Genomic DNA, 23966 nt, shown 5'->3' on the forward strand with positions numbered 1-23966 from the left:
GTAAGCCGGGGGGGCCGGGCCCCCCCGCGGGGGAGCCGGGACCGCGTGCTTTCCGGGGGACCGGGACCGTCAGGACCGGGCGGCCTGCTCCAGGGCCTCGGCGGGGGAGGGCGCCGGGGTGCGCTCGTCGAGCGGGAGATACGGGAGCATCGTCTCCTCGCCCAGGAACACCCGGCGCACGACGCGTTCGGCGGCGCGGCCGTCGTCGTAGTCGCAGAAGCGCTCCCGGAACGCCTTGCGCAGCCCGGCCGACCGCTCGCTCCGCCACTCCCCGGAGCCCAGCACGGAGGCGAGCTGCGCCTGGCTGGTCGCCACAGCGCCCGGGGGCTCGGCCATCAGATCGAAGTAGGTGCCGCGCACGGCCCGGTAGGTGTCCCAGTCGTCGGCGTAGATCACGATCGGCCGGTCCAGGTTGGCGTAGTCGAACATCGCGGAGGAGTAGTCCGTGATCAGGGCGTCCGCCGCGAGGTAGAGCTGCTCGACGTTCCCGTGTGCCGAGACGTCGACGATCCGGCCGCTGGCCTGGAGGTCGGCGAGCCGGCCGGTCGGCTTGTAGAAGTAGTGGCCGCGCACCAGCAGGGTGACGTCGGGGCCCAGCTCCTCCGCCAGCCCCGGCAGGTCGAGCCGCGGGGCGAAGGACTTCTCGTACTCGCGGTGGGTCGGCGCGTAGAGGAAGGCCGTCGAGCCGTCCGCCAGGCCGAGTTCGCTCCGGGCCCGTGAGACGTCCGCCGCGGTGGAGTTGAGGAGCACGTCGTTGCGCGGGTAGCCGGTCTCCAGGGAGGTGTACCGGCAGGGGTACACCCGCTCCCACACCGTGGTGGAGAAGCGGTTGGAGGACAGGCTGTAGTCCCAGCGGTCGCACCGGCGGAGCAGCTTCTCCATGTCCATGCTGGTGGACGCGGGGTACTGGGCCTGGTCGAGGCCCATCGTCTTCAGCGGGGTGCCGTGGTGGGTCTGCAGATGGATCTGGCCGTCGCGCTTGACGACGGTGTCGCCGAAGTTCACGTTGTTCGTGAGGTACTTCGCGCGGGCCATCACCGACCAGTACTCGCGGGAGCCGACCACGACCGCCTCGACGCCCTTGGGCACCCGGTCGCGGTGCTCGGACCTGACCGCCCAGACCCGGCGCATGTCCGGGGCCAGCCGGCCCAGCTCCGCCTCGATGGCCGCGGGGTTGCAGGCGTAGCCGCGGCCCCAGTACGCGGAGAACACCGCGAGTTTTTCGTCCAGCGGCATGCGCAGCTGGGACTTGTAGAACAGGCCGAGCGCGGCGCGCTTGGCCCGGCCGACGCGGGCCCGCCCGCCCAGCCTGGCCCGGTTGCGCACGTTGTTGACCCGGGTGACGCCGACCAGCGCCGGGTACGAGCCGAGGCCGAGCAGGGCGTACTTGTAGCCCTTGCCGCCCGGTGGCCGCTGGAAGCCCTCCGGGAGGCGGCGGCGGTAGTCCTTGGCCGCACGGTGGAAGAACTCGGCGCGGGCGTTCTGCGGCAGCCGGCCCGGCTTCTCCAGGACGGTCAGGAAGTGGTCGGTCATCTTCCTGAAGAGCGCCGGGCGCCAGGACTCCAGCTCCGGCCGTGCGTCCAGATAGGCGAAGACGCGGTCGTACTGGTCGAATACGTCGAAGTGCTTGCGGCTGACCGTGCGGAGGATGTTCCCGCCCTCGCGCCGCTGCCGGTACAGCACGCAGGACCGGTCCAGGACGGCGATGGTCTCCGCCGAGATCAGCGAGGAGAACGTCCACGGCGCGTCCTCGTAGTAGCCGGGCGGGAAGCGGAAACCGTGCTCGGTGACGAATGCGCGGCGGTAGGCCTTGTTCCACACGATCTGCAGCAGATCCAGCAGCTGCGGCCGGTCCGCCAGCGCGAAGACGGCGGGACCGCTCTCGTCCAGCAGCTCCGCGCGCTTGTTGCGCAGCAGCCGCCCGTCCCAGTAGGTGCGGGTGTAGTCGAAGACCAGGACGTCGGGGTCGTCCGTCGCGTCGAGGCGTGCCGCGATGGCCGCCAGCGAACCCGGGGCCAGGGTGTCGTCGCTGTCGAGGAAGAGCAGATAGTCACCGGTCGCCTCGTCCATCCCCGCGTTGCGGGCGTGTCCCAGCCCCACGTTCTCGGTGAGGTGGAGCACACGGACGCGGGCGTCGCGCTCCGCGTAGGTGTCGAGGATCGCGCCGGATCCGTCCGGCGAGCAGTCGTCGACGCCGATGATCTCGAAGTCGGTGAAGTCCTGCTGGAGCACGGAGTCGAGACACTCCCCGATGTACCCCTGCACGTTGTACGCAGGCACGATGAGTGTCAGTCGAGGCATCGTCCACCAGTCCAGAGAGCCGTCCGAGGGTGTGTGCGAGATGCGCGGTGCGCACCGCCGAACAGTGCGGCGGAGTCCAGCACCCGGACAGCGTAATTGATTGCCGTCATCCATTTCCGAGCGGCAAGGGCGGGCCCGGGGGTCCGACTTTCCGGGCACGTAGGGTGAACGGGACGGGTATGGCCTCGGACAGGGAGACGCACGACATGACCTGGATGGTTACGGGCGGAGCGGGATACATCGGGGCACACGTCGTGCGTGCGATGCTCGCGGGCGGCCAGCGGGTCGTCGTGTACGACGATCTGTCGACCGGGAGCGCCGACAAGGTGCCCGGCGGGGTGCCCCTGGTGACCGGCAGCGTCCTGGACCGTCCGGCCCTGGACGCGGCGATCCGCGACCACGGGGTGACCGGTGTGGTGCACATCGCGGGCAAGAAGCAGGTCGGCGAGTCCGTCGAGCGGCCCCTGTACTACTACCGGGAGAACGTGACGGGCCTGGAGGTGCTGCTGGAGAGCATGGTCGACGCGGGCGTCGACCGGCTGGTGTTCTCCTCCTCCGCCGCCGTCTACGGCATGCCCGACGTCACCCTCGTCACCGAGGAGACCCCGTGCGCGCCGATGAGCCCGTACGGCGAGACCAAGCTCGTCGGGGAGTGGCTGATCCACGCGGCCGCCCGCGCCCACGGGCTGCGCTGCGCCTCGCTCCGGTACTTCAACGTGGCCGGTGCGGCGTCGCCTGAGCTGGCCGACGCCGGGGTGTTCAACCTGATCCCGATGGTCTTCGAGCGCCTGGAGGCCGGTGCGGGCCCGCGGATCTTCGGCGACGACTACGCGACGCCGGACGGCACCTGCGTCCGCGACTACATCCACGTCGAGGACATCGCCTCCGCCCACCTCGCGGCCGCGCGCCGGCTCGAAGAGGCCGAGCGCGGTACGGACCTCACGCTCAACATCGGACGCGGTGAGGGCAGTTCCGTACGGGAGATGGTCGACCGGATCCTCAAGGTGACGGACAACGGTGACATCGCCCCCGAGGTGACCGCGCGCCGGCCCGGCGACCCGGCCCGGGTGGTCGCGGCCGCAGACCGGATCAGGGCGGAGCTGGGCTGGTCGGCCCGGTACGGGGTGGACGAGATGATCGACTCCGCCTGGCAGGGCTGGCGGCTGCGCCACCCGTAGGCTCCGGGGCGGACACGCCCTATCCCTCCGGTGCGGGCTCCAGCGCTTCCTCGCCCGCCGCGTCGGCCTCCTCCAGCGCGCCCCGCTGTGCCGGTATCCCCGGGAGCAGCCGGCGCGCCATCCGTACGCGGTGCTCGTCCGCGACCTCGCACAGCCCGAGGGCGGCGTCGTTGAAGCGTGCCTGCGAGGGCGGCTCGGAGGGGCCGAGGAGGTGGAGCTTCAGACCGGCGCGGGCAGCGGCCGGGCCGTCGTCGGCGGGGTGGCGCACCGATTCGAGGAGGGCGGCGACACCGGCCGCGTCCGGCGTCAGGATCGTCGCCGCCCGGACCGTCGGGAACGCCTCGCGGAACTGCTCCTGAGACAGCTCGCCGGTGTTCGCGACGGCGTACGGCTTCTCGGCCGCCAGGTAGTCCGTGACCACGCTCGACACGTCGCTGATCAGCAGGTCCGCCTCGTTGAAGCAGGAGTACAGGGCGGGCTGCGGGGCCGTGATGACCTGGTGCTCCGCGGGCGGGAACGACGCCCAGTGGGCCGCTTCCCAGGCCGCCGTCGCCGCGGCGACCGCCTCGGCCCGGCCGGGCTCCGGTGCGCTCTGCACCAGCATGCGTTCCGCGTCGTCCGCGCCGTCCCGGAACGAGGCGGTGGTCAGCGCGTCCAGCTCCGCGGTCCGGCGGGCCAGCTCGGCGGCGGCGCGGGGGCCGGGGCGCTGCTCACCTGGGAACGTTCCTACCTGGTCCCGACCGCCGGCGGCCCGCGGGCCGGTGCGGGCGCGGTTGGCCTCGTGGATCAGGGCCTGGACGCGGGCGTCGGCGGCGGCGGCCCGGGGATCGACGGAGCCGGTCATCGGGTGCGGCTTGTAGAGGAGCCGGACGGCCGGGTCGCGCAGCAGCGCCCGGACGATGTTCTCGCCGGCCAGCACGACCGAGGTGTTTCCCGGGTTGCCGTCCCAGCCCTCCCAGGTGGGGGCGTAGAGCACGGTCGTGTACGGACCGGTGGGCGGGCCCGCGTACGGGGCGATCGGGGCGAGCTGGGGGCGGCCGATCTCCACCACGTCGCGGTCCTCGATGCCGACGTCGGCCAGCGCGTAGCGTTCGCGCGCCGCGGGTCCGGCGACCCACACCTCGTCGTACGCCTTCGCGTACGGGTTGCAGCTGGAGAGCTTGTCGCTCTCGCCGTGGTTGACGAAGGCGTGTTTGATCGACGGGATCCGCAGGACCTGTGAGGTCTTGCCGGAGTTCGCGGGGTGGATCAGCAGCTTCAGGGCCGAGTGCTCCAGCCGGAGCAGGTGGGCGACCTTGGGGATGCAGACGATGGGGATGTCCGTGGCACCGATGCGCTGCATCATGAAGCGCTCGCGCAGCACGATCACCGGGCGGCCGTCGAGTCCGGCCAGCGCGTCGAGCCACATGTTGGCCTGGTAAGCGGACGAGACGCCGCCGGAGAAGTACATGCCGACGGTCGGCCGGTACTCCGCGAGCCAGCCGTCGAACCAGTCCAGCACCTCCTGGGGCGACGCGGGGCGGCGCCGGACGAGGCACCGCACCAGTTCGGCCAGCGAGAGGGCGGCGAGGACGGCCGAAAGCGCGATGCCCGCGGCGGCGAACCCCGGCTCGTCGCTCGCCGCCGTGACCAGCAGCCCCGCGGTCGCGGGCAGCCCGAACAGCAGCAGCCGCGGCCCGTGCCGGCGCATCAGCAGGGCCGGGGGCGCCGGGGTGATGCCCAGGGCGGAGGCGTCGATATTGCGGGTGAGCAGCGGCAGGGTCCGCGCACCGCGTACCCGGATCGCCGCCGCGTGACCGGCGAAGTGGAGCGCGTAGAAGAGGAGCAGGCCGAGGACGAGCGGGAGGTAGACCGTTTCGCGGTGGTCGCCGCCCAGTCGGAGCAGCCCCACGAGCAGCAGGAAATCGCAGGTCAGCCGCCGGACCAGGACATCGGCCCTGACCTTGGCGAGCAGCGAGACCAGGCCGGGCCGCCAGCGGTGCAGGGCGGCCTCTGCCAGCAGGTTGGCGGCCGTCGCGGTGACCAGCAGCGCGAGGTGCGGGACGGCGGCCGCGGCTGCCTGGGCGGCGAAGGACGCGGCCAGTACGGCGAGGGGGAGGGCGTGCGCGGCGTACCGCAGGAGCGGGGGGAGTGGTTGCACTGGGGGACTCCAAAGAGCGCGAGCGCTCGCGTGCCCGGAGGGCAGGGGGCGGGGCATGGGGGTTGGAGGGGCCCACGATATGGAGGGCGGCTCGTCCGTTCATGAGACGAGCGTGAAGGGTTGGTGAGAGTCGCGCGGGCGGATACAACCCTTTGCCGGGGTTGTGAATTGGTGCGATGTGTCCTCGGAAAGCGCGGATTGCGCCCCGTCGGCCGCCGGGGCGCCGCAGTCGATCCGGGGAACCGATGAATTCGCCATTCAGTTCGACGTGGTGAAACACGTTTCCGCGCCACGGGGTGGGGCGGACGTGGAAAAGTGACCCGCGGTTACGGGTTTCCACTGCTTTTCGTCCGGATGTGTCGGTAATGGGCCGCGAGGGATGTTTTGCCGTAGATAGGACAGCGAATCTAAGTAAGGTCGCCCGACAGGTCGCAGCCGCGACAGGACCGCCATCTCATCGTGGGGGCAGAAACAGTGAAGGCTCTCGTACTTTCCGGTGGGGCAGGCACCCGGCTCCGTCCCATCACCCACACCTCGGCCAAACAGCTGGTCCCGGTGGCGAACAAACCTGTGCTGTTCTACGGCCTGGAGGCCATCGCGGAAGCGGGCATCACCGAGGTCGGCATCATCGTGGGAGACACCGAGGAGGAGATCCGCGCGGCGGTCGGGGACGGCTCCCGGTTCGGTATCGACGTCACCTACATCCCGCAGTCGGAGCCGCTCGGCCTCGCCCACGCGGTCCTGATCGCGCAGCGTTTCCTCGGTGACGAGGACTTCGTCATGTACCTCGGGGACAACTTCATCATCGGCGGGATCACCGGCCTGGTCGAGGGGTTCCGGGCGGACCGGCCCGATGCCCAGATCCTGCTGACCCAGGTGCCCGACCCGACCTCGTTCGGCGTCGCGGAGCTGGACGGGGACGGCAGGGTGGTGGCCCTGGAGGAGAAGCCCAGGGAGCCCAAGAGCGATCTGGCGCTCGTCGGCGTCTACCTCTTCACCCGGGCCATCCACGAGGCGGTCCGCTCGATCCGCCCGTCCTGGCGCGGCGAACTGGAGATCACCCACGCCATCCAGTGGCTGATCGACCAGGAACGCGACGTCCGCTCCACCATGATCCGCGGGTACTGGAAGGACACCGGGAACGTCACCGACATGCTGGAGGTCAACCGGACCGTCCTGGAGCGCGTCGAGCCGTCCACGGAGGGCGCCCACGTGGACGACGAGAGCGAGATCATCGGCCGGGTGCGGATCGAGCCGGGCGCCCGGGTCACCCGCAGCCGGATCGTCGGGCCCGCCATCATCGGCGCCCGCTCGGTGATCAGCGACGCCTACGTCGGACCGTTCACCTCGGTCGCCCAGGAGTGCCGGATCGAGGACAGCGAGATCGAGTACTCCATCGTCCTGCGGGGCGCCTCGATCGACGGCGTCCGCCGCGTGGAGGCCTCCCTCATCGGCCACGAGGTCGAGGTGACCCCCGCCCCCCGGAGCCCCTCCGCCCACCGTCTCGTGCTCGGCGACCACAGCAAGGTGCAGATCTCCTCATGACGACCCACATCCTGGTGACCGGCGGCGCCGGCTTCATCGGCTCGCACTACGTCCGCACACTCCTGGGCCCGGACGGCCTCGGCGACGTGGCCGTCACGGTGCTCGACAAGCTCACCTACGCGGGCAACCCGGCCAATCTCGACGACGTCCGCGACCACCCCGGCTTCTCGTTCGTGCGGGGCGACATCTGCGACGCGGAGCTGGTCGGCGGCCTGATGGCCGGTCACGACCAGGTGGTGCACTTCGCCGCCGAATCGCATGTGGACCGCTCCATCGACGGCGGCGCCGCCTTCGTCCGCACCAACGTCGTGGGGACCCACACCCTCGTCCACGCCGCGCATCTGGCGGGCGTATCGACCTTCGTGCACATCTCCACCGACGAGGTCTACGGATCGATCGACGAGGGCTCCTGGACCGAGAGCCAGCCCCTCGCCCCCAACTCCCCGTACTCCGCCTCCAAGGCGTCGAGCGATCTGATCGCGCTCTCGTACCACCGCACCCACGGGCTCGACGTGCGGGTGACCCGCTGTTCCAACAACTACGGGCACCACCACTTCCCCGAGAAGGTCATCCCGCTCTTCGTCACCAACCTCCTGGAGGGCCGTCCGGTACCGCTGTACGGCGACGGCGCCCACGTCCGCGACTGGCTGCACATCGACGACCACGTCCAGGGCATCGAACTCGTCCGCACCCGGGGCCGGGCGGGCGAGGTCTACAACATCGGCGGCGGCACCGAGCTGTCCAACAAGGAGCTCACCGGGCTGCTGCTGGAGGCCTGCGGCGCCGACTGGGACACGGACGTCACCTACGTCGAGGACCGCAAGGGCCACGACCGGCGCTACTCGGTGGACTGCGCCAAGATCCGCGAGGAGCTGGGATACGAACCGGGCAAGGACTTCCGCAGAGGCCTCGCCGAGACCGTGCGCTGGTACCGCGAGAACAGCGCCTGGTGGGAGCCGCTCAAGGAGAGGGCGGCGCTGTGAGCCCGGTCTGGCTGGTCACCGGGGCGGCCGGAATGCTGGCGCGGGACCTGCTGGCGGCCCTCGCCGGCGAGGACGTCACCGTCGTCGCGACGGACCGCGAGGCCCTGGACATCGCGGACCCCGACCGCGTCCGCGAGACGTTCGCCGCCCACCGCCCCTCCGTCGTGGTGAACTGCGCCGCCTGGACCGCCGTCGACGACGCCGAGAGCCAGGAGGACGCCGCGCTGCGGGTCAACGGCACGGGGCCCGCGGTCCTCGCGCGGGCCTGTCTGGAGCACGGCGCCGTCCTGCTCCACGTCTCCACGGACTACGTGTTCGCCGGGGACGGCGCCCGGCCGTACGGGGAGGACGCCCCCACCGGCCCGCGCAGCGCCTACGGACGCACCAAACTCGCGGGCGAACGCGCCGTCCTGGAGACCCTCCCCGAGACCGGTTACGTGATCCGCACCGCCTGGCTCTACGGGGCCGGCGGCGGCAACTTCGTCCGGACGATGATCAGGCTGGAGGGTGCCAGGGAGACCCTCGACGTGGTGGACGACCAGCGCGGCCAGCCCACCTGGACCGTCGACCTGGCGGCCCGGCTGGTCCGGCTCGGCCGGGCCGCGCTGGCGGGCACCGCCCCGGCCGGCGTCTACCACGGCACCAGCGGCGGCGAGACGACCTGGTTCGGCTTCACCCAGGAGATCTTCCGGCTGCTCGGCGCCGACCCGGCCCGGGTCCGCCCGGCCACCAGCGAGGCCTTCGTCCGCCCCGCCCCCCGCCCCGCGTTCAGCGTCCTCGCGCAGAGCCGCTTCGAGGCGGCGGGCATCGAGCCGATCCGGGACTGGCGCACCGCCCTGGGCGAGGCGTTCCCGGCGCTGCTCGCCGCGGAACGCCCGTGACGCCGGTCAGCCCCCGGCCCTGCTTCAGCCCCCGGCCCTGCTGAGGACCGGTCCGGCCCCCGCCCGCAGTCCGGCGGGCGGCGGACCGGCCGTCCGCAGCCGCGCGTAGTACGCCTCGCACTCCGCGTACGAGGGAAGCAGGCCCCGCTCCTCGGCCTCCGCCAGCGAAGGGGCCGCCGCGTCCTTCCCGGACAGCAGCGGGGCGACGTCCAGCGGCCAGTCGATGGCCAGCTCCGGATCGAGCGGATCGATGCCGTGCTCACGCGCGGGCGCGTAACCCTCCGAGCAGAGGTACAGGACGCACGCGTCGTCCGTCAGCGCCATGAAGGCGTGGCCGAGCCCCTCCGCGAGGTAGACGGCCCGGTGACCGATGTCGTCGAGCCGCACCCCCTCCCACCGCTTGTACGTGGGTGAGCCGGCCCGGATGTCCACGATCACGTCGAGCACCGCGCCGCGCACGCACTTCACGTACTTCGCCTGGCCCGGCGGCACATCGGCGAAGTGGATCCCGCGCAGCGTGCCCCGGGCGGAACTGGAGAAGTTGGCCTGCGCGAGCCCCAGCGTGTGTCCCTGCGCCGCATCGAGATCCGAGGCCCTGAACCACTCGTGGAAGCTGCCTCGGCCGTCCGTGAGGACCTCGGGCTCGTGCACCCAGGCCCCTGGAATGGAGAGCTGGCGCATGCGATCACGTCCTTGTCCTGAAGTTGTGGGAGTCGCGGGAGCTACGGGAGTCGCCGGGGTTTCCCGAATCCGTCGGCAGCGCGGTACCGCCGCCAACCGCTCCAACGAGAAAAGGGGCATTACGGACACGGAGTGGCGCGGACCGGGATGAACCGGGGTCCACGGGGCGGAACTCCCGGGCACCGATTCCGGCGCTCGCGTAGATTGCGGATTCCGATCGAGGGCGAACCACGGGGGATACGCGTGTCAGGGGCAAGGCAGGGCGTCACGGAGGCCCGCAGGATCGTCGTCAAGGTCGGCTCCTCCTCCCTCACCACCGCCGCCGGCGGTCTCGACGCGGACCGCGTCGACGCGCTCGTCGATGTGCTCGCCAAGGTGCGTGACGGCGGGGAGCGGGAGGTCGTCCTGGTCTCCAGCGGCGCCATCGCGGCCGGACTCGCCCCGCTCGGCCTGCACCGCAGGCCCAAGGACCTGGCCAGGCAGCAGGCCGCCGCCAGCGTCGGCCAGGGACTGCTCGTCGCCCGCTACACCGCCTCCTTCGCCCGTTACGGCGTGCGCGTCGGCCAGGTCCTGCTCACCAGCAACGACACCAGCCGCCGCGCCCACTACCGCAATGCCTATCGCACCCTGGACCAGCTCCTGGACATGGGCGCGCTGCCGATCGTCAACGAGAACGACACCGTCGCCACCGACGAGATCCGGTTCGGCGACAACGACCGGCTCGCGGCGCTCGTCGCCCATCTGGTCCGCGCCGATCTGCTGATCCTCCTCTCGGACGTGGACGGCCTCTACGACGGCGACCCGAGCATCCCCGGCACCACCCGCATCGCGGAGATCACCGGCCCCGCCGACCTGGCCGGGGTCAGCATCGGCAGCGCGGGCCGGGCGGGCGTCGGTACCGGCGGCATGGTCACCAAGGTCGAAGCGGCCAGGATCGCCACCGCCGCGGGCATCCCGGTCGTGCTGACCTCGGCCAGCCACGCCGCGGACGCGCTGGCCGGCCGCGACACCGGTACGTACTTCCACCGCACCGGACGCCGCAGCGCGGACCGGCTGCTGTGGCTGGCCCACGCCTCCACCCCGCAGGGGGCGCTGACCCTGGACGACGGTGCCGTGCAGGCGGTCGTCGAGCGCCACAGCTCGCTGCTGCCCGCCGGGATCGCCTCGGTCGAGGGCGAGTTCGCCGCCGGCGACCCGGTGGAGCTGCGCGATCTGCGCGGCCGGCCGGTGGCCCGGGGACTCGTCAACTTCGACGCGAAGGAGATCCCGCAGCTCCTCGGCCGCTCCACCCGCGATCTGGCACGCGAACTGGGGCCCGCGTACGAGCGCGAGGTCGTACACAGGGACGATCTTGTAGTCCTGCACGGTTGACGAGCCCCTGAAACGGCTGAAAGTCCAGCCTTCGGGCAGAGACCTTCACGAAAACCGCCCCACGCCGGGCCGAGGACTGGTCCACTTTGTAGCAGGGACACTGCGGGGTACACCGCTCAGCAACACATTCACAGGAGGCCGCCGGTGAGACGAGCGCGCCCGGGGGCGCCGCCCCGAGGAACGGGTGGCCGCGCCCTGACCAGCGTCGGAACAGGTGCCGACTTCGACGGGAGAAGGTCTGCGGAGCGGAGGGAGGAGCGGCCGGCCGGGGCCGAGAAGACGGCGGTGGGCCAGGAGCTCATCCAGTCCAAGCTGTGGCACATCACGCTCTGCGTCTCAGGTACTGAGATTCCACTGAAGGAGGTCAGACGCGGCCTCGAACAACTCGCGCACGACCACCCCTTCCTGCTGACGAGCAGATACGCCAACGACCACGCGGAGATCCGGTACTGGGAAGAGGCGCGCGATCTGCACGACGCGGCGGCGGTCGCCCTGCGGCTGTGGGGTGAGCACCGCTCCAGCGCCGGACTGCCTCCGTGGGAGATCGTCGGCCTGGAGGTCATCGACCGCGAGACGTACCACCAGCGCATCGCCGAGGGATACGGGCCGCCCCCGGCGGCCCCGGTCGGTGTGCACCCCTACTGACCCGGCGGCCGCGGCGGGCGGCGGCCGTCTCGCATCACGGGATACGTGACAGATGCCCGCAGTGTGCGCACTACTCTGCGGGCATGACCACGCTTTCGCCGTACGACAACATGTCCCCGGTCGCCCAGGCCGCCTACCGCGCACGCGCCGCGGCCGCCGATATCGCGCCGCTTCCGCGCGCGGCGAAGGACGACGCGCTGCTGGCGATCGCGGACGCGCTTGAGGTACGGACGAGCGACATCATCGCGGCCAACGCCGAGGACGTGGCGCGCGCCCGTGAGGCGGGCACCAGTGAGTCGGTCGTCGACCGGCTCACCCTCACCCCCGAGCGGATCCGCGCCATCGCCGCCGACGTGCGGGACGTGGCGGCGCTGCCCGATCCGGTCGGTGAGGTGGTGCGCGGCTCGACGCTGCCCAACGGCATCGACCTGCGCCAGGTCCGGGTGCCGCTCGGCGTCGTCGGGATCATCTACGAGGCCCGGCCCAATGTGACGGTGGACGCGGCGGCGCTCTGCCTGAAGTCGGGCAACGCGGTCCTGCTGCGCGGCTCGTCCTCCGCCCAGGCGTCGAACAAGGCGCTGGTCCGGGTCCTGCGTGACGCGGTCGGCGGTTCCGGACTGCCGGCCGACGCCATCCAGCTGGTGCCGGGCGAGAACCGCGATTCGGTGCGCGAGCTGATGCGGGCGCGCGGCCTGGTCGACGTCCTCATCCCGCGCGGCGGCGCCTCCCTGATCCGCACCGTCGTCGAGGAGTCCACCGTCCCGGTCATCGAGACCGGAACCGGCAACTGCCATGTGTACGTGGACGCGCGGACCGACCTCGACATGGCCGTCGACATCCTGGTCAACTCCAAGGCGCAGCGCCCGAGTGTCTGCAACGCCGCCGAGACGCTCCTGGTCCACAAGGACATCGCGGAGGCCTTCCTGCCGAGGGCCCTGGACGCCCTGGCCGAGGCCGGTGTGACCGTGCACGGTGACGAGCGGGTCATGGAGTACGCCGAGGGGTCCAAGGCGACCGTGGTGGCGGCGACGCCGGAGGACTGGGAGACCGAATACCTCTCGTACGACATCGCGGCCGCCGTCGTGGAGTCGCTGGACGCGGCCGTGGCGCACATCCGGCTCTGGTCGTCCGGCCACACGGAGGCGATCGTGACCACCTCGCAGGCCGCGGCCCGCCGTTTCACCCAGTTGGTGGATTCGACGACGGTGACCGTGAACGCCTCGACGCGTTTCACCGACGGCGGCCAGTTCGGCTTCGGCGCCGAGATCGGAATCTCCACCCAGAAGCTGCACGCCAGGGGCCCGATGGGGCTCCCGGAGCTGACCTCCACCAAGTACATCGTGACCGGCGACGGCCATGTGAGGTGAGCTCGGGATGTGCCGGATGCGCCGTCTCCCTGCACAGAACGACCCTCCGGGGCTACGCTGAAGCTGTGCCGGACGACGTGGGGGGCAGGCCGTTCCCGAACGGCTGGGAGCCCGACGACGACCGCGGGGGCGCGGACGAGAACTTCGCCTCCGTGGTGTTCGACGAGGACTTCGTCCAGGCCGCGGCCTTCCACGAACCGACCGCTGTCGAGCGGCTCTCCGCGGCCGCGGAGGCACGCGCGGACGCGGAGGCCTTCCGGGCCCGCTCCGGCGGCGGACCGCTGGACGACGAGCTGTACGACGACGGCTACGGGCCGGGCGCCGGTTACGGCCGGGGCAGCGCCTACGACGACCGTCCCGGCGTGGACGGCGACGACTACTACGACAGCGGCCCCTACGGCCGCCACGGTGGTGCCCTGCGTCCCTACCGGGGCGCGGCCCGCTGGCACCGGCCGGTGGCCTGGCTGCTCGCCCTGGTGATGGGCATCGGCATGGTGGCGCTGGCCTTCAGCGCCGTCTACCGCAACACCTCGGGCGACCGGCAGGACCAGGTCCCGCCACCGGCCACCACCGGGGTGGACAGCGCCCCGGCGCCCTCGGCGGTCCCCTCGATGGTTCCGCCGGCCTCGGGCGGCTACCTCCGCCCGGTGGTCTCCCTGGCCCCGCGCACGCCCTGACCGCCCTCCTGGCGAAGCCCCTGGCGGAGCCGGTGGGGGAAGCTCCCGGGGAGAAGCCTCTGGCGGAGCTGTGCCCCGTCGGCCCCGCGACCCCGGTCCGTCCCGTCCTGTCCTGTCCCGAGTGCCCGCGTGCCCGGGTGTTCCCGCGGCGGTTCTCCGCCCGCCTCCGCGTTTACGTTCGCCGGAATCGACCTACTCTCAAGGTATGACCCCTCACCTGCTCGAAGAGGGGGCTCCTCACCTGCCCGCGCATGCTCCCGCATCACGGGCAGGACCCGCCCAGGCCGTCCGGCCGGGGCGGGGGCGCACCGCACCGGCCTCCGGTCGGTGACGTGGGAGTCGGGAGACGGCATGGCAGACCACGGAGATCCCCCCGAAGGCCCGGCGGAGAACAGCGCGAGCGGCGGCGAGGACGAGTACCGGTCGCTCGTCTTCGACGAGTCCTTCGTCCGGGCCGCCCGGCTCCAGGAGTTCTCCGCGCAGGAGCGGATGGGGGAGCACGCCCGCGCCGTACGGAGCCTGCCCGGCCGGGCCGTGCGCACCGGCTCCCGGGCGGCGCTCGCCCTGGTCATCCTGATCGCCCTGGCCTTCGGCACGGCCGTCTTCATGGGCTTCCGCCACCCCTACCAGGCCCCCCTCGGCAGACGGGCGGAGCCGCTACGGATGATCTTCGTCCCGCTGGCGCCGCGCGGTGTCGTGCCCTCGGATACACCGGCCGGCCTGTTCGAGAGCAGCCCCGCCGCCGACTACCCGAAGGGTGCCCAGGGCATCAGTCCGCCGGTGGCCCGGCGGACGGACAACTTCTCGGAGAGCCAGGTGGTCGCCGCCCTGGCCACCGTCAAGAACTACCTGGTCGCCTCCTCGCTCGACCCGGACGTCCTCGGCGGGAACACGGTCCGGCCGGTGGAATCACTGCTCGACCCGGACCAGATGGCCCAGTTCGAGCGGAGCATGACCGAGCCGTACGACGACGGGCAGCACGCCGCGACGGGCTGGCTGGTGCGGTTCGACCCGGCCGAGGTCACCCCCGCCCCCGAGGTCCGCGTCCGGGGCACGCTGCGGTACGCCGAGGTGGGGACCGACGCACTGGAGGTGGCGTCCGACCACACCTTCACGTACGCGCTCCGCCCGACCGTGTCGGGGCCCCAACAGGACGCCGGCGCGTCGCTGTTCACCGTGCGGCGGGAGCTGCGCTTCCGGCTCGACCGGGAGGACCTGCGGCTGGGCCGGCTGGAGGTGCGGACCAGCTACGTCCAGGCCGGACCGCAGTCCTGCACGGCCGACTCCAGCGGTGCGCTGCGGCCGCTGCTGGCCGGCCGGCGAGCGGCCCCCCGGGGCCCGGCGGGCACCGACCCGTACGACACGGGCCGGCCCACCGCGGGGCTGTGCGGGACGCTGGTGGTCAGCTCCCCGCAGAGCCGGGCTCCCGGGGCCCCTGCTCAGGGTCCTCGGGGCTCGTCGACCCCTGCGAGCCGTCCGTAGCGCCGCCCTTGCCGGTGCCGCCCGCACCGCCTCCCTGGCCGGTGAACTTGTCACGCAGCTTGCCGCCCAGATCGCCGGCACCGCCCGCTATGTCGCCGACCAGCTTCATCAGCGGATCCTTGCTGCCGCGCACCGAATCGGCGTAGTGCGAGGCGGATTCCTTGAAGGCGTCAGAGACCGAGGTGTCCTTGTCCTCGTCCCGGCGCGGGTAGTGCCCGTCCATGATCCGCTGGTAGTCGCGGGTCTCCGACCACTTCTTCAGCTCGGCCGCCCGGACCGTGGTGAACGGGTGCGAACGGGGCAGCACATTGAGGATCTTGAGCACGGAATCGCGCAGGTCGCCGCCCTTCTCGTACTCGTCGGCCTGGGCGAGGAACGCGTCCACGTTCATCTCGTGGAGGTGGTTGCCCCCGGCGATCTTCATGAGCCCGCGCATCGAGGCCCGCAGATCCTGGCCGACCAGCAGCCCGGCCCGGTCGGCGGAGAGCTCCGACTTGCGGAACCACTCGCGCAGCGCCGTCACGATCGCCATGATCGCGACGTTGCCGAGCGGGATCCAGGCGACCTTCAGGGCGAGATTGGTGAGGAAGAGCAGGATCGTGCGGTACACGGCGTGACCGGAGAGGGCGTGCCCCACCTCGTGGCCGACGACCGCCCGCATCTCCTCCTCGTCGAGGAGCTCCACCAGACCCGTCGTCACCACGATGATCGGCTCGTCGAGACCGATGCACATGGCGTTGGGCTGGGGGTCCTGGTTCACATACATCGGCGGGACCTTCTCCAGGTCCAGGATGTAACACGCGTCCCGAAGCATGCTGTTGAGATGGGTGAACTGGGCGTCGCTCACCCGGACGGAGTCCGACAGGAAGAGCAGTCGCAGACTGCGCTCCGGCAGCAGCCCGCTCAGGGCCTTGAAGACGGTGTCGAAACCGGTCAGCTTGCGCAGGGCGACCAGGGCCGAACGGTCCGCCGGGTGCTCGTACGCCCGGGACGAGATTCCCGGGAAACGCCTGCGCTGCCTGCTCGGCACGTTCTCGTGACTCTCGTGACTGCTTTCGGTCATGAATAGGCCCCCTGTTCGTACGAGACGTTGCTCGCCCCCTGACAAATCCCAGCCTAGGTGCTGGCGCTACGGTGTGCGGGGGGCTGTGGATAACTGAGGAGACGCCCGACATGCCGCAAACCGTTGCTCTGCTCGCCGCCGCATCCGAAGAGCAGGGACCGGGCAACACACTCCGCATCGTGCTGCTCGTCTCGCTGGTCGGAGCCGCGCTGCTGGCCTGGTTCCTGCTGCGCGGATACCGCAACGACGACAACAAAGACAACAACGACTGAGTCGGCGTGAGCGTGCCCAGGCCTGCCGCATACGATGTCCGCGACGTCTTCCCTCCGACTCCCGATCGATAGGTCCTGCCGAAGATGAGCCTCACGAGCACCGCACACCAGCTGGTCACCGTCGCCGCCGAGGGCGCCGAGCACGGCGGCAATCACGAAAGCCTCAGCCCGTACCTCACCGGTGGCGGCGCGTTTGTCGCGCTTCTCCTCCTTCTGTGGATCACCACGCGCTTCAACCGCGACCGCTGAGGCCGAGGCGTACAGCTGTGCCAGTAGGCTCTGCACGCATGGGAGAGCAGGAAGTGCCTACCGGCCCCGGAAAGCGCCGAATCGGCGTGATGGGCGGGACGTTTGACCCGATTCATCATGGACACCTGGTGGCGGCCAGTGAAGTGGCCGCCCAGTTCCACCTCGACGAGGTGGTCTTCGTCCCGACCGGGCAGCCGTGGCAGAAGAGCCACAAGCATGTGTCCGCGGCCGAGGACCGGTATCTGATGACGGTCATCGCGACGGCATCGAACCCGCAGTTCTCGGTCAGCCGCAGCGATATCGACCGCAAGGGCCCCACGTACACGATCGACACCCTGCGGGACCTGCGGGCGGTCCACGGGGACGCGGACCTCTTCTTCATCACCGGCGCCGACGCGCTGTCCCAGATCCTCACTTGGCGGGACGCCGACGAGCTGTTCTCGCTGTCCCACTTCATCGGTGTGACACGGCCGGGGCACGTCCTCACGGACGACGGTCTGCCGGAGGGCGGTGTCTCTCTCGTGGAGGTTCCAGCCCTGGCCATCTCCTCCACAGACTGCCGTGGGAGAGTCGCCGCGGGCGATCCGGTCTGGTACCTGGTGCCGGACGGCGTGGTCCGCTACATCGACAAGCGCCAGCTTTACCGCGGCGAGTGAGCCACGGAGAGGGGCACCGGTGAACGACCGACAGAACCCGTACGACCCGTACTACCAGCAGCCGCAGATCGTCGGCTACGACGAGTACGGGCAGCCGGTGTATCAGCAGCCCGTGCAGCAGCAGTACGACCCGTACGGCCAGCAACAGCAGCAACAGCAGGCTCAACAGCCCCAGCAGCAGGCGCCCCAGGCGGATCAGGGCTACGGCTACGACCCGTATGCCCAGCAACAGCAGCAACAGCAGCAGCCGGGTCCGCCGCAGCAGCAGTACGACCCGTACGCCGCCCAGCAGCCCCAGTCCCACCCGCAGCAGGGGTACGGCTACGACGGTTACGGCTACGACACCGGGCAGCAGCCCGCCGCGGTCGACACCACCCAGTGGAACGTCCCGCAGCAGAGCGCGCCGCCCGCTCCCGCCGCCACGCCTGTTCCACCGCCCCGGGAACCCGCCCCGGCACCGGACCCCGAGCCGGAAGCGGCCGTTCCGGGACAGCGCCGCGGCGACCGCGACTACCGCACCGAGCAGTTCTCCTTCATCGAGGAGCCCGACGAGGACTCCGAAGACGTCATCGACTGGCTCAAGTTCACCGAGAGCCGCAGCGAGCGCCGGGAGGAAGCGCGGCGGCGCGGCCACAACAGGATGGTCGCGCTGATAGTCGTGGTGGCCCTGGTCGTGGTCGGCGGCGTCGGCTACCTGTGGGCCGAGGGCAAGCTGCCCGGTCTCTCCGGTTCGGAGAAGGAGGACACGGCGGCGACCGGCCCGCAGCGGCGCGACGTCATCGTGGTCCATCTCCACAACACCAAGGGCGGTGGTACGTCCACGGCGCTGCTCGTCGACAACGTCACCACCAAGCAGGGAGCCACGGTCCTGCTCCCCAACTCCCTCGCCGTCTCCGACGAGGACGGCAACACGAGCACGCTCGGCAAGTCGGTCGAGGACGACGGCACCACCGGCACCCGTGAGTCCATCGACACGCTGCTCGGCACCGAGATCAGCGGCACCTGGCGGCTCGACACCCCGTATCTGGAGAACCTCGTCGACCTGGTCGGGAACATCGACATCGACACCGACACCGATGTGCCCGACGCCAAGAAGGGGGCCTCGCCCCTGGTGAAGAAGGGCACGGCGCAGACGCTCAGCGGCCCGATGGCCGTCGCGTACGCCACCTACCGCGGCCCCGACGAGGCAGAGGCCAAGCAGCTGATGCGGTTCGGGCAGGTCATGCGCGGAGTGCTGCGGAAGATCTCGGACGATCCGAAGGCCGCCACCGTCACCGTGCAGACCCTGGCCCAGATCCTCGACCCCTCGCTCCCCGAGAAGGACCTCGGAGCCTCCCTGGCCAAGCTCGCGGAGCACGCCAAGGTCGGGGACTACAAGACGGCGCTGCTGCCGGTCCAGGAAGACGGCAGCCTCACCGACTCGGCCACGAACAGCGTCGTCAAGGACATCCTGGGCGGCACGGTGAAGGCCCCGTCGGCGGACGCGGCGGTCCGGGTCGCGATCAAGAACGCCACCGGCAGCGACCGGGGCACGGAGTCCGCCCGGATCAAGCTGGTCAACGGCGGCTACGTCTTCGTCAACGGAGGCAAGTCCGGCGCAGAGGCCTCCTCCGAGGTCGTCTACAAGGACGCCGCGGCCAAGGAGAAGGCGGCCCAGGTCGCCAAGACCCTCGATCTGCCGGCGAGCGCGGTGAAGCAGGGCAAGCCGACCGGGAACGCGGACGTGTCCGTGGTCCTCGGACAGGACTACAAGGTCGACTAGAAGGCCGGCTGGAAGGCTGCCCGCCCGGCCTGGTCCCAGCCCGGCCGGGCGCCTTCGGCACCGGTCCCGGAACCGCCATGCGGTGGTTCCGGGACCGGCTCCGCGGGCCGGGGACGATCTTCGGAAAAATGGCTGCGTGGGCTGTCGGCGGTCCGTGAGACCCTAGAGGTTGATCTGCCCGCCGACGAAAGCCTGCTTGTGACCGCCACGGACCGCTCCATCGAGCTCATCAACGCTGCCGCTCAGGCGGCCGCCGACCGGCTCGCGCACGACATCATTGCGTACGACGTCAGCGATGTGCTGTCGATCACGGACGCATTCCTGCTGGCCTCGGCCCCCAACGACCGCCAGGTCAAGTCGATCGTCGACGAGATCGAGGAGCAGCTCCAGAAGAAGCTGGGCGCCAAGCCGGTCCGCCGCGAGGGTGACCGCGACGCCCGCTGGATCCTCCTCGACTACGTCGACATCGTCATCCACGTCCAGCACAGCGAGGAGCGCGTCTTCTACGCGCTGGAGCGCCTCTGGAAGGACTGCCCCGAGATCGCTCTGCCCGAGGACGCCGTCAAGACCCGCGGCAAGGCCGAGGAGCACGCACAGCTCACCGGCGGCACGGAAGGTGACCAGAGCTGAACGGCAGCGGAAGCGGCAGGGGCCGCAGGATCGTCCTCTGGCGACACGGTCAGACGGCGTGGAACCTGGAGCGCAGGTTCCAGGGCTCCACGGACATCGAGCTGACCGAGACGGGCGTCGGGCAGGCCCGTCGGGCCGCCCGGCTGCTCGCCTCGCTGAAGCCGGACGCGATCGTCGCCTCCGATCTGCGCAGGGCGGCGGCCACGGCCGCCGAACTGGCCGCGATCACCGGTCTCGGTATCGCGCACGACCCCGGTCTGCGCGAGACCTACGCGGGTGAGTGGCAGGGCCTCACCCACGAGGAGATCGTGGGGCGGTTCGGCGAGCAGTACGCGGCCTGGAAGCGCGGTGAGCCGGTGCGGCGCGGCGGCGGTGAGCTGGAGACCGAGGTCGCCGACCGGGCCGCTCCCGTGGTGCTCGCGCACGCCGACAAGCTGCCGGACGACGGCACGCTCGTCGTCGTCAGCCACGGTGGCACCATCCGGACCACCATCGGCCGGCTGCTGGGTCTGGAGTCGCACCACTGGGAAGGGCTCGGCGGGCTGACCAACTGCTGTTGGTCGGTGCTGGGCGAGGGCGCGCGCGGCTGGCGTCTGCTGGAGCACAACGCGGGCACGCTGCCCGAGCCGGTGCTCGGCGACGACGACTGACCGGGCGCCCACGCGGTGCCCGGACGGCGCCCTCGGGCGGCATCGGCCGGATTTCACTTTCCGGCTGGTCACAGGCTAAAGTTCTTCTTGTTCGCAGCGCGGAAACGCAGGGAAACACAGCGGACAGCGGGGCTATAGCTCAGTTGGTAGAGCGCCTGCATGGCATGCAGGAGGTCAGGAGTTCAATTCTCCTTAGCTCCACAATCAAGATCCACGATGAAGATCCCGTCCCCGTCAGGGGGCGGGATCTTCTTTTCGTCGGCCGCGCAGCACCGTCATCTGCTGTTCGCTCTCCCGGTCGGCCGGGGTGTAGGCGACGATCCGGCACTCCGGCAGCCCGTTGATGGAGAACGACACCGACGTCATCCGTATCTCGGCGGACGCCGCGTGGTGCCGGAAGGTCTTCACCCGAGGGCCGGGCGGGGCGACGTCCCCACTGCGCCACAGCTCGGCGAAGTACGGGCTCGCCGCCGAGAGGGCCGCGACGAGCGACTCCCAGGCGGGCTCGCCCGCATGGCGTCCGTAGCCGCTCCGCAGGGTCGCCACCATGAGCGGCAGCTCCTGGGTGCGGTGGACGATAGGGCAGTCCTTCGCGGGCACGGTGAACAGCGCCCACAGCACGTTGCGGATCCCGGTGTCCATCATTTCGGGTACGCCGAAGAGATCCCGGTAGGCGGGGTTGGTGGCCAGCACGTCGTACCGCGTGTTGTAGACGACCGCCGGGTGCGGGTCGAGCGCGTCGATGATGCCCTGGATCTCTTGGCCGACCTCAAGCGTGTCGCCCTGTCTGCCCGGTATGCACGCGACCTCTGCCAGCTGGTAGAGGTGCTCGCGCTCCGGCGCGTCCAGCCGGAGGGTGCGCGCCACCGCGTCCAGGACCTGCGCGGAGGCGTTGATCGGGCGGCCCTGCTCCAGCCAGGTGTACCAGGTGACGCCGACGCCGGAGAGCTGGGCGACCTCCTCGCGGCGCAGGCCCGGGGTGCGGCGCCGGAACCCCGGCGCCATCCCCACGTCGGCCGGGGTCACCCTGGCCCGGCGGCTGCGCAGGAACTCGGCGAGCTCGGGCCGCCGCCTCTGCCGTTCCCGTGCTGCCCGATATTGTGCCGTCACCGTCGTCACACCCCCATCGTCGGTGTTCCTGCCAGGTGTTGCCAGGTGCTGTCAGTACCAGCATCAGTGGGCTCTCGTTACCCGTATGCGACTGGGACCAGCCTTGAGGTCATGACCACGACCGCGACCACGGACACGACTTCCGAGGCAACTCCCCGTTCCCTGCCCAGTAAAGCCCCCACCACTGACAGCCACCCCGGACGGCTGCTCGCCCTGGTGCTGGCGGCCCAGTTCATGGCGCTGCTCGACGTCTTCATCGTCAACGTCGCCGCCCCGACGATCCGCACCGAACTCGGCTCGTCCGGGGCCGGGTTGCAGCTCGTGGTGGCCGGATACACCATCTCCTACGCCGTCCTGCTCATCACCGGTGCCCGGCTCGGCAGCGTCCTCGGGCACGGCCGCGCGCATCTGGCGGGGCTCGCCGTGTTCACCGCCGCCTCGCTGGCCTGCGGACTCGCCGCCGGGACAGGTCAGTTGATCGCCTTCAGGGTGCTCCAGGGGGTCGGTGCGGCGGTGATGATCCCGCAAGTACTCAGCCTGATCCAGCGGCACTTCAGCGGTGAGGCCCGGGTGCGCGCGCTGGGCGCCTACGCGGCGGTGCTGGCCGTCGGAGCCGCCGCCGGACAGGTGCTTGGCGGAGTGCTGGTCAGCGCCGATCTGTTCGGCCTGGGCTGGCGGCCGGTCTTCCTGGTCAATGTGCCGATCGGGCTGGTTCTGCTGGTGCTCGGCGTCCGGGTGCTGCCGGGCGAGCCGCGTGCCGGGCGGGCCCGGCGTGCCGCACGGGCCCGTGGACTCGACCTGGCGGGGCTGCTGATGCTCGCCTCCGCCGTCGTGCTGCTGACCGTCCCGCTGGTGCTCGGGCAGGAGCTCGGCTGGCCCGCCTGGACCTGGAGCTGCCTGCTCGCCTCCACGGTGTTCTTCGCCGGGTTCGCGGCGTACGAGACGCGGCTGGCCGCACGCGGCGGCGCCCCGCTCATCGCACCCGGGGTGCTCCGTATCCCCGGCATAGCGCGGGCGGCGCTGCGCGTCCTGTTGGTGATGGGCGTCAACGCGGGCTTCCTCTTCGTGATGACGCTCCACGTCCAGGGGGGTCTGGGGTATTCGGCGCTGCGCAGCGGACTGATGTTCGTGCCCACGGCCGTGACCTTCGGTGCGGTCGGACTGACCTGGAGGCGCTGGCCGGCCCGGCTCCAGGGGGCCCTGGCCCCGGCCGGATTCGTGCTCGTGGCCGTCGCTTCGGTGCTGCTCGGCTCCCTGCTGCGCGACGGCGGCGACGGTGGTGCGGGGCTGTATGCGGCCTTCGTCGTCTTCGGCGTGGGCCTGGCGCTGGGCTTCAGTCCCACTCTTACGGGTGCCCTGGCGAACGTACGGCCGGAGGATGCCGCCGATGCGAGCGGTGTACTCGTCACCGTCACCCAGCTCGGCCAGCTGATCGGTGTCGCCGGGTTCGGCACGCTCTACCTCAACCGCCTTGATACGCCGGGGGCGCAGGGTTCGGGAGAGGCACTGTGGGTATGCGCTCTCGGACTGTCGGCGGCCGCCGTCGCGGGTGTGCTCGCGGGCCTCGTACGACGTCGGCGGACGAGCGGATCCCGGCAGGGCTGACCCCCTTGCGGGGTCATGGCAGAATCGGACCGCCGGAGGGGGCGACGGACCGAACGGGAGGGAGTGCGCGATGTCTGCGAGTCGCCACGAGGTCCCGGACCTGCCCCCTGTTCCCGAGGCCCGCGTACGCGCCGTCCGTCCCGCCGGCGGTTCGCCCCCCACGGTCCGGAGCTGACCCATGGGTGCCCACAGGCGGAAGTGCGACTGGTGCGGCAGCGGTACGCCCATCGTCAGGGACATGGACCCGGTCAACCCGGACTACCAGTACTGGTGCGAGGAGTGCGCGCGGGCACTGGTCATAAAGGGCGACCCCATCGAGACCTACCGGGAGCTGGAGGGCGAGCCGATCTACGGCCGTCTGCTGGAGGAGCACTGCACGCTCAAGCGCTTCTACTCCTTCGCCACCGCCTGACCGGGCCCCGCGGACGGGCCGGAACCGGGCGGACCGGAAACGATTTGGTGGACGGCCGGGGTGACCGGTAATGTTCTCGATGTCGCCACGGGAGACCGGGCGGCGCAGCACGGGGCTATAGCTCAGTTGGTAGAGCGCCTGCATGGCATGCAGGAGGTCAGGAGTTCAATTCTCCTTAGCTCCACAGTGAAGATCGAGCAGCGGGCCATCCGAATCGGAAGATTCGGATGGCCCGCTGCTCGTATGTGCCGGGTCAGGGCGGGCAGGTGGGCCCGGGCCCACCACGGCCGGGTCATTGCGGTACCC

General features: G+C 71.0%; 22 protein-coding genes and 2 tRNA genes. 19 read left to right on the top strand and 5 right to left on the bottom strand.

The features are described from left to right. Positions 1–69: 69 nt before the first annotated feature. Positions 70–2301 (bottom strand): CDP-glycerol glycerophosphotransferase family protein, encoded by a 2232-nt coding sequence (locus ACFVQ0_RS29630; RefSeq protein ID WP_390092268.1) that lies wholly within the window; start codon positions 2299–2301, stop codon positions 70–72. Positions 2302–2507: 206 nt separating this feature from the next. Here ACFVQ0_RS29630 and galE point away from each other — a divergent pair, with 206 nt between their 5' ends. Continuing rightward, entirely contained in the window at positions 2508–3479 is a 972-nt protein-coding gene (gene galE, locus ACFVQ0_RS29635) for a UDP-glucose 4-epimerase GalE (RefSeq protein WP_390092269.1), read from the top strand. 19 nt (positions 3480–3498) lie between these two features. Here galE and ACFVQ0_RS29640 read toward each other — a convergent pair whose 3' ends face one another. Then, complete coding sequence (locus ACFVQ0_RS29640) at positions 3499–5676, bottom strand: hypothetical protein (RefSeq protein WP_390092270.1); 2178 nt, start codon at positions 5674–5676, stop codon at positions 3499–3501. A 417-nt stretch (positions 5677–6093) separates the two neighbouring features. Here ACFVQ0_RS29640 and ACFVQ0_RS29645 point away from each other — a divergent pair, with 417 nt between their 5' ends. The 3 genes from ACFVQ0_RS29645 to rfbD are packed head-to-tail and all read left to right on the top strand — an operon-like array spanning position 6094 to position 9028. Next, positions 6094–7164, top strand: a complete 1071-nt coding sequence (locus ACFVQ0_RS29645; protein WP_390092423.1) for a glucose-1-phosphate thymidylyltransferase — start codon at positions 6094–6096, stop codon at positions 7162–7164. Beyond that, positions 7161–8147, top strand: coding sequence for a dTDP-glucose 4,6-dehydratase (gene rfbB, locus ACFVQ0_RS29650; protein ID WP_390092271.1), 987 nt, complete (start codon positions 7161–7163; stop codon positions 8145–8147). The genes ACFVQ0_RS29645 and rfbB overlap by 4 nt, the downstream gene beginning before the upstream one ends. A 32-nt stretch (positions 8148–8179) precedes the next feature. After that, entirely contained in the window at positions 8180–9028 is an 849-nt protein-coding gene (gene rfbD, locus ACFVQ0_RS29655) for a dTDP-4-dehydrorhamnose reductase (RefSeq protein ID WP_390092424.1), read from the top strand. 24 nt (positions 9029–9052) lie between these two features. On the opposite strand, the gene rfbC is transcribed toward rfbD, so the two are convergent. After that, on the bottom strand, positions 9053–9709 hold the full coding sequence (gene rfbC / locus ACFVQ0_RS29660; protein WP_390092272.1) for a dTDP-4-dehydrorhamnose 3,5-epimerase: 657 nt from the start codon (positions 9707–9709) through the stop codon (positions 9053–9055). Positions 9710–9952: 243 nt separating this feature from the next. Between rfbC and proB the strand changes: the two genes are divergently transcribed. The 5 genes from proB (at position 9953) to ACFVQ0_RS29685 (ending at position 15251) form a co-directional block, all read left to right on the top strand. After that, positions 9953–11080, top strand: a complete 1128-nt coding sequence (gene proB, locus ACFVQ0_RS29665; protein WP_390092273.1) for a glutamate 5-kinase — start codon at positions 9953–9955, stop codon at positions 11078–11080. Between the two features lie 144 nt (positions 11081–11224). Continuing rightward, positions 11225–11725: a hypothetical protein gene (locus ACFVQ0_RS29670; RefSeq protein WP_390092274.1), complete on the top strand. Its 501-nt coding sequence runs from the start codon at positions 11225–11227 to the stop codon at positions 11723–11725. 83 nt (positions 11726–11808) lie between these two features. Next, complete coding sequence (locus ACFVQ0_RS29675) at positions 11809–13092, top strand: glutamate-5-semialdehyde dehydrogenase (protein ID WP_390092275.1); 1284 nt, start codon at positions 11809–11811, stop codon at positions 13090–13092. Positions 13093–13157: 65 nt separating this feature from the next. Further along, the gene (locus ACFVQ0_RS29680; protein WP_390092276.1) at positions 13158–13769 is read left to right on the top strand and encodes a hypothetical protein; all 612 of its coding nucleotides are present in this window, start codon (positions 13158–13160) and stop codon (positions 13767–13769) included. Positions 13770–14120: 351 nt separating this feature from the next. After that, a complete protein-coding gene (locus ACFVQ0_RS29685; protein WP_390092277.1) occupies positions 14121–15251 on the top strand; it encodes a hypothetical protein in 1131 nt (376 codons plus the stop codon). Here ACFVQ0_RS29685 and ACFVQ0_RS29690 read toward each other — a convergent pair. Continuing rightward, complete coding sequence (locus ACFVQ0_RS29690; RefSeq protein WP_390092278.1) at positions 15172–16314, bottom strand: M48 family metallopeptidase; 1143 nt, start codon at positions 16312–16314, stop codon at positions 15172–15174. The genes ACFVQ0_RS29685 and ACFVQ0_RS29690 overlap by 80 nt on opposite strands. A gap of 110 nt (positions 16315–16424) precedes the next feature. Here ACFVQ0_RS29690 and ACFVQ0_RS29695 point away from each other — a divergent pair, with 110 nt between their 5' ends. The 7 genes from ACFVQ0_RS29695 to ACFVQ0_RS29725 all read left to right on the top strand — a co-directional run bounded on the left by ACFVQ0_RS29695 (position 16425) and on the right by ACFVQ0_RS29725 (position 20734). Next, positions 16425–16586 (top strand): hypothetical protein, encoded by a 162-nt coding sequence (locus ACFVQ0_RS29695; protein WP_037778850.1) that lies wholly within the window; start codon positions 16425–16427, stop codon positions 16584–16586. Positions 16587–16670: 84 nt separating this feature from the next. Further along, complete coding sequence (locus tag ACFVQ0_RS29700) at positions 16671–16835, top strand: hypothetical protein (RefSeq protein WP_024494263.1); 165 nt, start codon at positions 16671–16673, stop codon at positions 16833–16835. Between the two features lie 38 nt (positions 16836–16873). Beyond that, positions 16874–17491, top strand: a complete 618-nt coding sequence (gene nadD / locus ACFVQ0_RS29705) for a nicotinate-nucleotide adenylyltransferase (protein WP_073739060.1) — start codon at positions 16874–16876, stop codon at positions 17489–17491. Positions 17492–17510: 19 nt separating this feature from the next. Next, positions 17511–19253 (top strand): LCP family protein, encoded by a 1743-nt coding sequence (locus tag ACFVQ0_RS29710; RefSeq protein WP_390092279.1) that lies wholly within the window; start codon positions 17511–17513, stop codon positions 19251–19253. A gap of 198 nt (positions 19254–19451) precedes the next feature. Next, positions 19452–19883 (top strand): ribosome silencing factor, encoded by a 432-nt coding sequence (rsfS, locus tag ACFVQ0_RS29715; protein WP_311305738.1) that lies wholly within the window; start codon positions 19452–19454, stop codon positions 19881–19883. Next, complete coding sequence (locus tag ACFVQ0_RS29720; protein ID WP_390092425.1) at positions 19880–20533, top strand: histidine phosphatase family protein; 654 nt, start codon at positions 19880–19882, stop codon at positions 20531–20533. The genes rsfS and ACFVQ0_RS29720 overlap by 4 nt, the downstream gene beginning before the upstream one ends. Positions 20534–20661: 128 nt before the next feature. Further along, positions 20662–20734: transfer RNA gene (locus ACFVQ0_RS29725), tRNA-Ala, on the top strand. A gap of 33 nt (positions 20735–20767) precedes the next feature. Here ACFVQ0_RS29725 and ACFVQ0_RS29730 read toward each other — a convergent pair. Further along, a complete protein-coding gene (locus ACFVQ0_RS29730; RefSeq protein ID WP_390092280.1) occupies positions 20768–21652 on the bottom strand; it encodes a helix-turn-helix transcriptional regulator in 885 nt (294 codons plus the stop codon). A gap of 102 nt (positions 21653–21754) precedes the next feature. On the opposite strand from ACFVQ0_RS29730, the gene ACFVQ0_RS29735 reads away from it, so the two are divergent. From ACFVQ0_RS29735 to ACFVQ0_RS29745, 3 genes are all read left to right on the top strand, one after another. Further along, entirely contained in the window at positions 21755–23248 is a 1494-nt protein-coding gene (locus ACFVQ0_RS29735; protein ID WP_390092281.1) for an MFS transporter, read from the top strand. Positions 23249–23426: 178 nt separating this feature from the next. After that, positions 23427–23660: a hypothetical protein gene (locus ACFVQ0_RS29740; RefSeq protein ID WP_024494568.1), complete on the top strand. Its 234-nt coding sequence runs from the start codon at positions 23427–23429 to the stop codon at positions 23658–23660. Positions 23661–23771: 111 nt separating this feature from the next. Further along, positions 23772–23844, top strand: a tRNA-Ala gene (locus ACFVQ0_RS29745). Positions 23845–23966: the final 122 nt, after the last annotated feature.

It is taken from the genome of Streptomyces sp. NPDC057900, assembly GCF_042887885.1.
Classification (GTDB): Bacteria; Actinomycetota; Actinomycetes; order Streptomycetales; family Streptomycetaceae; genus Streptomyces.

What these genes read in the sequence shown, in the direction of transcription:
- ACFVQ0_RS29630 (WP_390092268.1), bottom strand. Translation starts at nt 2,301, where the DNA reads ATGCCTCGACTGACACTCATCGTGCCTGCGTACAACGTGCAGGGGTAC.
- ACFVQ0_RS29700 (WP_024494263.1), top strand. Translation starts at nt 16,671, where the DNA reads ATGAGCCTCACGAGCACCGCACACCAGCTGGTCACCGTCGCCGCCGAG.
- ACFVQ0_RS29640 (WP_390092270.1), bottom strand. Translation starts at nt 5,676, where the DNA reads ATGCCCCGCCCCCTGCCCTCCGGGCACGCGAGCGCTCGCGCTCTTTGG.
- nadD (WP_073739060.1), top strand. Translation starts at nt 16,874, where the DNA reads ATGGGAGAGCAGGAAGTGCCTACCGGCCCCGGAAAGCGCCGAATCGGC.
- rfbD (WP_390092424.1), top strand. Translation starts at nt 8,180, where the DNA reads ATGCTGGCGCGGGACCTGCTGGCGGCCCTCGCCGGCGAGGACGTCACC.
- rfbB (WP_390092271.1), top strand. Translation starts at nt 7,161, where the DNA reads ATGACGACCCACATCCTGGTGACCGGCGGCGCCGGCTTCATCGGCTCG.
- ACFVQ0_RS29695 (WP_037778850.1), top strand. Translation starts at nt 16,425, where the DNA reads ATGCCGCAAACCGTTGCTCTGCTCGCCGCCGCATCCGAAGAGCAGGGA.
- ACFVQ0_RS29735 (WP_390092281.1), top strand. Translation starts at nt 21,755, where the DNA reads ATGACCACGACCGCGACCACGGACACGACTTCCGAGGCAACTCCCCGT.
- ACFVQ0_RS29740 (WP_024494568.1), top strand. Translation starts at nt 23,427, where the DNA reads ATGGGTGCCCACAGGCGGAAGTGCGACTGGTGCGGCAGCGGTACGCCC.
- ACFVQ0_RS29675 (WP_390092275.1), top strand. Translation starts at nt 11,809, where the DNA reads ATGACCACGCTTTCGCCGTACGACAACATGTCCCCGGTCGCCCAGGCC.
- galE (WP_390092269.1), top strand. Translation starts at nt 2,508, where the DNA reads ATGACCTGGATGGTTACGGGCGGAGCGGGATACATCGGGGCACACGTC.
- ACFVQ0_RS29690 (WP_390092278.1), bottom strand. Translation starts at nt 16,314, where the DNA reads ATGACCGAAAGCAGTCACGAGAGTCACGAGAACGTGCCGAGCAGGCAG.
- rfbC (WP_390092272.1), bottom strand. Translation starts at nt 9,709, where the DNA reads ATGCGCCAGCTCTCCATTCCAGGGGCCTGGGTGCACGAGCCCGAGGTC.
- ACFVQ0_RS29685 (WP_390092277.1), top strand. Translation starts at nt 14,121, where the DNA reads ATGGCAGACCACGGAGATCCCCCCGAAGGCCCGGCGGAGAACAGCGCG.